A 10,394-nucleotide genomic window follows, 5' to 3' on the forward strand; every position below is an offset into this window, starting at 1 on the left:
GATTCAGTTCTTGCCGGGACCAAACAGGTCCGTGTTGTTCTTGAAGATGTCGGGCCATGCCGTGGTCTCTTTGGGGAACCTCACGACCAGGTAGCCCAGTTCATCGAGCTTGCGATTGATGTCGGCGTCCTTCTGCTTCTGGCCCTCAGCATCATGATGGGGGCCGTCGATGAAGACAGCCAGATGGAGGTCGTCGTAGAAGAAGTCCGCGCAAGTGCCCGCAGTGGCAATCGTGTGTTGGCCGCGGTCCGGCTTGCGGTGGCCGTTGTCGCTGACATGGGCAAGCCACGCCTGCTCCAGGCTGCTGCCAGCCGTGCGTGACAGCTCAGCGTCGTGCTGCTCAGGCGCACGGCCTTGTGTACCTTGCTCGGTGCTGGCCAACGTCAGTCGACAAAGGATGTCCAGCAGCAGGCCGCCGGCATCCTTGTCTTTTCGGTCAATGAGCGTGTGGTCCGGCTGGTTGTAGTACGACAGCAGGCATCGATAGCAACCCGCCTCGCACAGCGGCTGACCGTCGGTATCACGCTCCTCTTCCAAGGTCTTGCGCAGCCAGGGTTGCCCAGGTACGGGTGGCAGGAAGTGCATGACCTCCAGCGCCTTGGCAGCGATTTCAGCCATCGCCTTGGGCTCCGTTGCCAGACGCGTCAGCACGCCTGCACCACCCTCTGCGGCCTCGAAGAAGAGGATGGACTGACGGTTGTCACGCGTTGGGAGGGGCTCAGCCATCAGCTCGCTCTCTTCGAGCTGGTACAGCGCCTCGATGCCACGTTTCAGGGCATATTGCAGCGTGGTCAGCGTCTCTGCAGACAGAACACCGAGCCGGTAGTGTGGTCGCACGATGAGGATATTTCGGCGGTCTTCAACGTAAGGAACGATGCGCTGCGGCGGTGTCTTGTCGGGTGGGGCGTCGCCTTCCGCCTCAGACTCACCGCTGCCGTCGTCAACGCCGCCAACCCAATGGCCCGTGACGGGGTTCATCATGAAGCCTTGAATGGCTTTCTCTTTGCGGCGGCGCCAGCCGAAGTTCATGCGCCACACCGTGGCCGCAGGGCCGTATTGCAGTTCCAACAAGGGGCCTTGGTCGTCACTCGCGATCGTTGTCACCATCTGCAACTTGCCGTCTGATTCGGCGAACTGCAGCGTGGTTTGCATCTCGTAGCCTTGTCGAACACGTTCTTCCTCGTTTGCGGTAATGCGCTCGGCCCGCTTGGTGGAGACGTTCTCGATTCGGTAAAGGTTCTTGACCTCCTGGGCACCGTCCAGCGATGCGCCGCAGGAAACACAGCGGTCAGCATCGCGCTGTGAGCGGAAGTGGCCGTAGCCGCAGGCGGGGCACAAACGGGCAACATCCGTCGGCAGGCGTGCGCCGTCACTGACCTGATCTTGCCCCGTTATGGTCAGCAGGGCCTTGATGACCCTGTACTGGCTGCCTTCGTGATAGATGAGGCTGTAGGGGCCGAACTCGCCAAGTGCCAGGAAGCGTGGGCGTGACAGGAAACTTTCGCGGCCGATATGACCGCGACGTGCAGGCAGATAAGCCAGCAGTGGCAGCCGCGGGAAGTTGTAGCCGGGCAAGAAGCCCTGGCTGGCCATGTAGCGGTAGGTGTAGAAGTCGCTGTTGAAGGCGCTGTCACCGGCCAGTAGCAGGTCACGCTGCTTGCGAGCTTCGTTGTGGCGTTGTTGGGCCTCACGCCGTTCGCGCTCGCTCGCTGCGGGATTGTTTTCGATCTTGAAATTTAAGTCGATGGCCTGGGCCGTGGCACGGTAGAGGTCGCGCCAGCGCTGCAGGGCCGCATCGAACTCGATGTATGAACGCTGGAAGACGGTCTCGGCCCATGCGTCGCTGAACCACGGTGCACGTTGCGGCGTGAGCTCGGTCTTGAGCATGCTAAGGACCTTGAGGCCTCGCGAGTGCGCTCGCTTTTTCGCATCGGGTTTGTCCAGGTCCGACGCCATCTCTTCCGTCACAGGAAGGGACTCTGGCTGGTTCATATCCAGCAAGTCGCGTACGCTGTTGCCAAGCTTCTTGCCGGTTTCTGCCAGCCAGATGGCATGCATGTGGCTCTTGATGAGTTCCAGGTTGGCCAGGTCGAGCGTCGGCGCGTTCACTTGACCATGAACCATCCGGACGGGGTCGCGGAAGTAATACTGATCGTGTGGGCTCTGGGCGGCACAGTAGGTGATGACCAACGCTGGCTGCCCTGCCCGGCCAGCTCGGCCACTACGCTGTGCATAGTTCGCCGGTGTAGGCGGGACGTTGCGCATGTACACCGTGTTCAGTGACGAGATGTCGACGCCCAGCTCCATCGTGGGCGAGCAAAACAATACCGGGAGCCATTCAAGGGGCGTGCCGTTCTTGTTCTGCCACTCCGTTCGGTCTTTCTCGGTGAAACGGAACCTGGCCTCGCGCTCCATCCGGTCGTCCTGCTCGACTTGAGCGGTGTGCTCGCGAGCTTCGAAATCGAAGAGCTGGTGAACCGGGCTGTCAAGCAGGTTTGCGATGTTCTTGTAGAGGCCTCTGAAGAATGTGTTGTCGTTGGCCTGACGCTGGCTTGCACCCGAGCCCGGCGCCCAGACCAACGCTGTGCCATTCAGTTGCCAGCCGGTGAGACCGACATCTGTATCTTCTTTGCGGACCAGTCCATAGGATTCGGCGGCCTTCAGCAGTGCAGCGATGACATCCGGGTATGTTTGGTCATTTACCTGCTTGTAATACGGATTGGCGCCGCCCCAAGTGCTACTCTTCCGCAGGTCCCTGCCCAGCCGGGACCGGCTGGAGCCGATGACGAGAAAGTCATCCAGATTGACACGGCGGCCCCTGCGGTCGCTTTCTTCCTTGGGCCGGCTCGTGACGAACCACTTCGCAGGCTGTGGGCGCTCGTCCTCCGTGAAGCCCCATGGCTCGCACAGATTGGCGTAGCTTTGCGTACGGAGCTGGTCCAGTTCGGTGCGGTCAAGGTAGCGAGTGGCGATACACAGCCCCTGCCGCATGAAATCGAACAAGGCGCGCAACACCAAGGCGCGTTCGCTCGGCTTGGCGGCTTGCAGCACCGGCGGTGCATTCGCCCACTCGGCGGCATCGGCGGCTAGGTCGTCAATGTCCTGGTAGTCGATACGCACCAGCCCTAACTGTTCCAGATTGGGGTTGTTGAATCGCCAACCACGACGCAGATCGAAGTAGCTTCGGTAACCAAGGATGCCGCGCATGGCCTCCTGAACTTGCCGTCTAGTGTTGCCCTTGACCTCGGGCTGCTGCATGTACTCCGACCGGACAGCGAAATCATCGCGGTGGAAGCCGAGCGCTTCGAAAACCGCATTGGCGACCTCCTTCTCGCTCAGCACGTTGGACGGGGCCTTGTTAACGGCCGACAGGAGCGCAGCGCGGGTCAACAGGACTTGCAGAAAATCGTTGAAGTGACCGGCCTGAAGCGCAGCATCCTGGCGGTTGTCCGAGAAACCCAAGACTTTCTTGGCATCTGCCGAGAGCTGCTGGTCTTGCTCGTACAAGTAGCGCAATGCCGACAATGTCAGCATGGTCGTGGCAGAGCTGCGTCCCTCGCCCGACAACGAGGTCAGACGCAGCGCGTCCTTGCCAGAGGTAGCGTGGGCAGTGCCACATGCGAGACAGAAACGGAACGCGCCAGGGATGAACCACGCGGTGAGCCCGAGTTCTGTCGTTGTCACTCCGTCCGCACGGACATTGACGGATTGCGGAATAAACTTGCGTTTGTCGGGTTTGACGCGCCACTCACCGTCCACGCGCTCTTCCACCCAGCCCTCTGGGTAGCGTTCGGGGTCAGAAGGGTCCCATCCGTCCAGACTGGGTAGCAGGAAGCCGAACTTGACTTGATCGTCGCCATGTTGGCGCTCCTCAATGCTGCGGGCATTGAAAGTTCGACCTTCCGGACTTTCAGCATCCCAGACAGGCAAATATTCCTGCCCACAGTCTCGGCAGAAATGGACGTGGTAGTAGCGGCGAAATCGGTCCTTGTCGCCTGACACGTACTGCTGGCCATCGAGCGTGATGGCGCGGTGACGGGGTGCCTCCAGCGTTGCGTAGACCTTGCCGCCACCAGCGATGAACTGGTGCAGCTTGAACGCGAACAGCGACTTGCCCGACTCGTCAGTGACCGCGTAGGCCAGCAGCATGAAGCGTTGGAGGTAGTCGAGACAGGTGTCCGTCGTCTCGCCTGACGCCTCGTGCAAAAGCCTGGCGGCTTCTGCCAGTGTGCGCGGACGAGCGCGGCGCGGCTTGTCGCCTTCGTAGGTCAACCCCAGCGTCAGTTCTACCCATACGGAGACTGGGTGTGCTGCGAGCGCCTGGAAGACGGATCCTGCGGGTACACCAGCGCGAATAGCGTCTCCAAGCCTTCCCGCAACAGTGGTCAGCGTATCCTGCTCAGGCGTGGTCCTGCGCAGCGTTTCGGTGATGATGTTCCGGTCTGGGATGCTGGTGCCGAACAGGCGAGAGGCGACACCGGCGACGACGGCATTGCGTGCCATCTGCGTACCCTCGGTGGCCATCGTTGCCGATGTGCCGATGCAGATGAGGCTTTCGGCCAGCGCCTCCCTCACGCGGCGAACGAGCAGCGCAACGTCTGCGCCCTGCCTACCACGGTAGGTGTGCAGTTCGTCGAGTACGAGGAAGCGCAGACCCTTGGCGTTGCGCATCACCGCCTTGTCGATATCGTTCTGCCGGGTCATCAGCAGTTCGAGCATCATGAAGTTGGTGAGCAGGATGTCGGGCGGATTCGCAGCCATGGCCTGCCGCTCTTCGTCGGACTCCTGCCCTGTGTAGCGCCCGAAGGTCACTGCCCGTTCGCCCAGGACTGAACCCAAAAACTTCTTCAACTCTTCCAGCTGCGAATTGGCCAGCGCGTTCATCGGGTAGATGACGATGGCCCGCGTGCGCGGCTTGGGATCGACTGCTTTCGCCTTCAGGCAGGCATCAACGATGGGGATGAAATAGCTCAGGGACTTGCCGGAGCCCGTCCCGGTGGTCAGCACATAGCTCTCTCCCGCTGCAGCCAAGCTGATGGCCTCGGCTTGGTGCTTGTGCAGGGGAAGCGAGACCCCCTCCGACGAGGCGGTTTTTCCAAGACGAAAGATGTCGGCGCACTGAGCGTTTAGCTGACCGGCTGCAACGAACTCATCGACCGTCCCGCCCGATTTGAAGTTTGGATTGATTTGGATGAGCGGCTCTGGCCAATATTTTTGACTGGCGTACTGGCCATCCACATAGTCGCGAATGTCATCCGCGCGAATGCGCGTGAAGCTACGAGTGAACTGCTCGTATTCACTAACGATGTGCTCTCTAAACTCGAAAACATCCATGTCGGCTCCCTGTTTGGCTCAGCGGCTCTCAGCACGCTTGACTTCTGCGCTCAGACCTTGCGCGCTGCAGTGCTGTCTGACCAGCACTTCGATGAAGTTAGCAATCGTTCGTCGCTCTTGCTCAGCCGCAATCCGAATTAATTCCTTCAGCTCGGGTGTAACCCGCAGGTTGAGGGTTTCGGTTTTTCGTTCCATGGCTTTGCTCGTCAAAGGATGTACCGCAAATGTAACGCGAAAAGTAAGTACTTGTCAGCTGTGACGCCTGAATGCTTAGGCATGGATGAGACTTGTACGAAAGCCCTTATGCATCACTTTTCCGTCGATCTCATCGATAGGGGCCCTCTGCCGCGCCTTGCTCGGCAGCCAGAGGGGCCGCCAAGCAGGCGGCGCCTGACGTCGCCGGCAATCAGGTTCTGAGTCAGGTCGTGTGACTGTGGCGGCAAGACCGCTCTGTGACTGTTCCCGCCATCGCTGCATAACAGGGGCCTTGAAAACTGTCAGAAAATACGTCATACTTCTACCACCTCTAAAGTTATCGCCATGCAGACCCTCGCCAAACAAGTTCTGGAACACGCCGCCGGGTTGCCGGAAGGCACGCCCTTGGTCGCGAAGGAATTGCTGCATCTGGGGACCCGGGCCGCAGTGGACCAGGTTCTGTCTCGCCTTGTGCAGCGCGGCGCCCTGCTGCGCGCTGGCCGGGGCATCTATGTCCTGCCGGTCGAGAGCCGCTTCGGCTCCCGTGCGCCCTCGACCGCCAAGATGGTCGAGGGGCTCGCCAGCCAGCGGGGGGAAACCATCGTGTCGCACGGAGCGTCCGCCGCCAATGCGCTCGGGCTCACGACTCAGGTGCCGATGCGGTCCGTCTACCTGACGTCCGGCCCCAGCCGCCGTCTAAAGCTGGGCGCCCAGACCGTGGAGTTGCGGCATGCGCCGGTGTGGCAGCTGATCTTTCCTGGCCGCGCCGCTGGCGATGTGGTGCGAGCGCTGGCATGGTTGGGGCCAGAAAAGGCCGGCGCCGCGCTGCGGGCGCTACGCGCCAAACTGCCACCAGCCGAGATGAGGGACGTGGCGTCGGCGCGCGCGCGCCTGCCGACGTGGATGGCGCAGGAGGTGAGCGCGCTGGTACCGCGTGGCTGAGTTCTTCGAGCTTTCTGCCGGCGAGCGCTTGGAGGCCCTTGCCCAGGCCGCCAATGCGTCCGGGCGCCCTCCTCACCTGTTGGAAAAGGACGTTTGGGTGGTGTGGTCCCTGCGGCACCTCTTCGCCGCGCCCTATGCGCCTCATCTCGTCTTCAAGGGTGGAACCTCCCTGTCTAAGGCCTATGGCGTCATCCAGCGGTTCTCGGAGGACGTGGACCTCACCTACGACATCCGCGCGATCGCCGGTGATCTGATCGGAGATGCGGGCACGCCGCTCCCAGCCAGCAAGAGCCAGGAGAAGAAATGGAGCAAGGAGATCCGCACCCGTCTGGCCGACTGGGTGACAACCGAAGTCGTCCCGCGGCTCCAGCAGAGCCTTGGGCAACATGGTCTGCCCGCCACAGCCCGGGCCGAAGGCGACAAGGTGTTCATCGACTACACGCCGTTGGTCTCGGGAACGGGCTACGTGCCGCCGACAGTCATGCTCGAGTTCGGCGCGCGATCCACTGGCGAGCCTTGCGAACTGCGCTCCGTCCATTGCGATGCCGCCGCACACCTGAGGGGCGTGGAGTTTCCCGAGGCGACGCCGCAGGTGATGCGCGCCGAGCGCACCTTCTGGGAGAAGGCCACGGCGATCCACGTCTTTTGCGCGCAAGGCGTCTTTCGGGGCGGTGACCGGTTTGCACGTCATTGGCATGACGTGACCCGCTTGGATGCCGCAGGCTTCGCTGACTCGGCGATCACGGACACGGCGCTGGCGAAGGCGGTGGCCGATCACAAGAGCATCTTCTTTGCGGAGAAGAGCCCGGATGGAGAACCGATCGACTACCACGCCGCCGTCTCGGGCGGTCTGCGCCTCGTACCCGACGACGGTGCCTTGGCCAGGTTGGCCGCCGACTACCAGCACATGGTCGACGATGGTCTGTTCCTCGATGGGGTCGAACCCTTCGACGCCCTCCTCCGTCAATGCCACGCCATCCAACAGAAAGCGAATGCGGCATGAGGCGCAGACGATCGGGCGCCCTGGATGCCGTCAATGTACGGCAGGAACATCATGGCCGACATCTCTTCCATTGAACGGCGCAAGCTGGAGCGCCTGTTCCGCATGGGCAGCGGCTATGTGCTCGACTTCTCGGACCGGACCTTCAGCGAGTTTTTTGAAGAGCACACGCGCCGCGACATCGACGCAGCGATCTACCGCGAACGCGGTACCTCGAAGGCCAACCGTCTGCGTGGCTTCTGGGCAGCCGAAGGCAACCACCTTGTCGGCAAAGTCATCCAAGCACTGATCCAGTACGGCCAGGCCGAAGACTGCCTGGGCAATGAAGCGGGATTGACCGACCTCACCGATGACTGCTGGAAGATCGCTGCGCGCATGTTGAACGACACGCCGGTGGCCGAGCTGGACGCCCTTACGGCCACGGCCGACGAGCGCGATTTCGAGACTGTGGCGCAGCACGTGCGCGAAGCGATCGAAAAGAACCAGCCCGAAGCCGCCCTGGATCGCCTGCACACCTTCGTCATCAAGTATCTGCGCACCGTGTGCGCGCGTCGCGGTGTCGAGATCAATCGCGACAAGGCGCTGCACAGCATCTTTGGTGAGTACGTGAAGCGCTTGCGCGACGCCGGGCTGCTTGAATCGCTGATGACTGAGCGCATCCTGAAGTCCAGCATCTCCGTGCTGGAGGCCTTCAACGACGTGCGCAACAACAAGAGTCTGGCGCACGACAACCCGATCCTCAACTACGAGGAAAGTCTGCTCATTTTCAACCATGTGGCCAGCTCGGTGCGTTTCATCAAATCGCTCGAGGCCAAGGCGACACCAACGACTTCATCCCAAACGACTGCAGACCTCGCGAACGATGCACCGTTCTAGCTTGTTCAGAAAACTGTCAAATTTACTGTGCAGTAAACAAGCAACAAACGAAGAGCCCTATCCGAAGAAGCCACACCAATGCCTACCCAGGTCCCACCGATCTGGCGCTCACCAAGGGGCCCAAATTGACTAAGCCGAAGGAAGCGATGTTCAATGTTCTGATCGACACGAGTGTATGGCTGTCCCTCGCAGAGGATCAAAAGCAGACACCTCTCCTCAAATTGCTCGTCGGGTTGCTGTCGGGGGGGCGCATAAACATCCTCGTGCCGCGGATCGTACTAACCGAATTTCTGACGAACAGGGATCGCGTGTCGAAGGCAAGCGCCAAGAGTTTGCAAACCCATTTCCACCTTGTATCGGATGCAATACGCAAGACGACGGGTGAGCAGCGCGAGAAGGTCAAGGTGCTCGACTACCTCATGAACGCCAACCACCAGATCCCCCTCTTGGGAGGGGCAGCGGAAGGGACGTTGAAGCACATCGAAACGATCCTCAAGACCGCAATCCCGATTGAGGCAAGCAACGAAATCAAGGTGCGCGCCGCAGACCGCGCTTTGAATCGCAAAGCCCCTTGCCATCATGAGAACAAGAACTCCATGGCTGACGCCGTGCTGATCGAGACCTACTTCGACTGTGTGAAGAAGGGCAAGGCTGGCGATCGGTTTGCATTCGTCACGCACAACAAGCTTGACTTCAGCCTTATTGGAGGCAACGCGAAGCTGCCGCACCCCGATATCGCTGGCGGCTTCACCAAGATCAAGTCGCTGTACTACATCAACCTCGGCGAGTGCCTGCGCAAGATTGATCCGCAGCAGATGCAGTACGTGGACTGGGATCGGGAATTGGAGACCGAGCCACGCTCACTGGCCGAAATCCAGGAAGCGGCACACCGGCTCACGCTGCAGGTCTGGCATAACCGTCACAAAAATCGCGCGTGGGAAATCAAGCAAGGCAAGTTGAAAGTGGTCTCGCGTGAGAAGTGGTCCAAAACCAAGGGGTACAACCATTCGGAAATCATTGACGAAGTTTGGAAAGGTGCCTGCCAGTCCGCGAAGAAGGCCGAGCGCGAGCTTGGAACTGGCAACCACGGTCCATACAGCGACTTCGAATGGGGAATGATCAATGGGAAGCTGTCGGCCATTCGCTGGATGTGGGGCGAGGATTGGGACGAGCTGTATACCTAGCGTGTTGCTCAACTGCCGACATGCCTAAAGACCTCAGTCAGCTTGAGAGCACCACCCGTACTTGTGCGTCACCCGGCATCGCCGGGTCGCGCTGTTGTGCTGCGCATCGAGCCGCTGATGGCGTCTCGCCCCTTCGGCATCCATCGCTGACGCCTTCGCGCGTGCCCCCGCTGCGCGCTTCGCTTGCCCATCCGGAAACGGGAGTGTGGCGGTGGCTGGCTTGCTGTTCCCTTCACCGTATCACGCCGTTCTCGTCGTCAAGGTCTGCGCGCCCTGCCCTGTGGTTGTGCGCTTGCGTCCTGGCGGCCGTCTTCGAACCCTGACCACTGCGCTGCGCCGTGCTGGTGCCGGTCTCGGGCAATCCCGCCCGATTCATGGAGCCGACGATGGCGCACGATCTCTTCTCTTTCGATTCTTCCGTTCTTCTGGTTCGCGATGTCGCGGGCGACTACCGGCCGGCCGATGCCGGCGAGGTGCTGCAGGCCGCGCAGCGGCTGCTGGGGCAGCAGTTGCAGGGGCGCGAGGTGTTGTCGTCGCCGCAGGTGGTGCGCGACTTCCTGCGGGTCAAGCTCGGGGCGTTGGAGCACGAGGTGTTTGCGGTGCTGATGCTCGATGCGCAGAACCGGCTGATCGAATACGTCGAACTGTTCCGCGGCACGGTCAGCCAGGCGTCGGTTTATCCGCGGGAGGTTGTCAAGGAGTCGCTGGCGCGCAATGCGGCGGCGCTTGTCCTGGTGCACAACCACCCATTATGTTGATTTCGAGGGTGTCAACACGGGGGAGCCTGTGACCCCCGTATTCGTCTATTTACGTATTGAAACCAGCTTTGGCTTGGCATTTCGGCGCAGGTCGGCGAGTTCGCG

The 10,394-nt window shown here is 61.0% G+C and carries 7 protein-coding genes; 5 read left to right on the top strand and 2 right to left on the bottom strand.

All coding sequences use genetic code 11. The features are described from left to right. Positions 1-3 precede the first annotated feature (3 nt). A complete protein-coding gene (locus tag ACSFCA_RS25870; RefSeq protein ID WP_435461514.1) occupies positions 4-5,334 on the bottom strand; it encodes a DEAD/DEAH box helicase in 5,331 nt (1,776 codons plus the stop codon). Between the two features lie 18 nt (positions 5,335-5,352). Beyond that, on the bottom strand, positions 5,353-5,529 hold the full coding sequence (locus tag ACSFCA_RS25875; protein ID WP_435461515.1) for a type II toxin -antitoxin system TacA 1-like antitoxin: 177 nt from the start codon (positions 5,527-5,529) through the stop codon (positions 5,353-5,355). 345 nt (positions 5,530-5,874) lie between these two features. Between ACSFCA_RS25875 and ACSFCA_RS25880 the strand changes: the two genes are divergently transcribed. The 5 genes from ACSFCA_RS25880 (at position 5,875) to ACSFCA_RS25900 (ending at position 10,289) form a co-directional block, all read left to right on the top strand. Beyond that, on the top strand, positions 5,875-6,471 hold the full coding sequence (locus ACSFCA_RS25880; RefSeq protein ID WP_435461516.1) for a DUF6088 family protein: 597 nt from the start codon (positions 5,875-5,877) through the stop codon (positions 6,469-6,471). After that, a complete protein-coding gene (locus tag ACSFCA_RS25885) occupies positions 6,464-7,474 on the top strand; it encodes a nucleotidyl transferase AbiEii/AbiGii toxin family protein (RefSeq protein ID WP_435461517.1) in 1,011 nt (336 codons plus the stop codon). The genes ACSFCA_RS25880 and ACSFCA_RS25885 overlap by 8 nt, the downstream gene beginning before the upstream one ends. Positions 7,475-7,525: 51 nt before the next feature. After that, a complete protein-coding gene (locus ACSFCA_RS25890) occupies positions 7,526-8,347 on the top strand; it encodes an abortive infection family protein (RefSeq protein ID WP_435477453.1) in 822 nt (273 codons plus the stop codon). Between the two features lie 125 nt (positions 8,348-8,472). Then, positions 8,473-9,531: a PIN domain-containing protein gene (locus tag ACSFCA_RS25895; protein WP_435461519.1), complete on the top strand. Its 1,059-nt coding sequence runs from the start codon at positions 8,473-8,475 to the stop codon at positions 9,529-9,531. Positions 9,532-9,917: 386 nt separating this feature from the next. Further along, positions 9,918-10,289, top strand: a complete 372-nt coding sequence (locus ACSFCA_RS25900) for a JAB domain-containing protein (RefSeq protein ID WP_435477454.1) — start codon at positions 9,918-9,920, stop codon at positions 10,287-10,289. The last annotated feature ends 105 nt before the right edge of the window (positions 10,290-10,394 follow it).

It is taken from the genome of Variovorax multivorans (assembly GCF_051216835.1).
Classification (GTDB): Bacteria; Pseudomonadota; Gammaproteobacteria; order Burkholderiales; family Burkholderiaceae_C; genus Variovorax.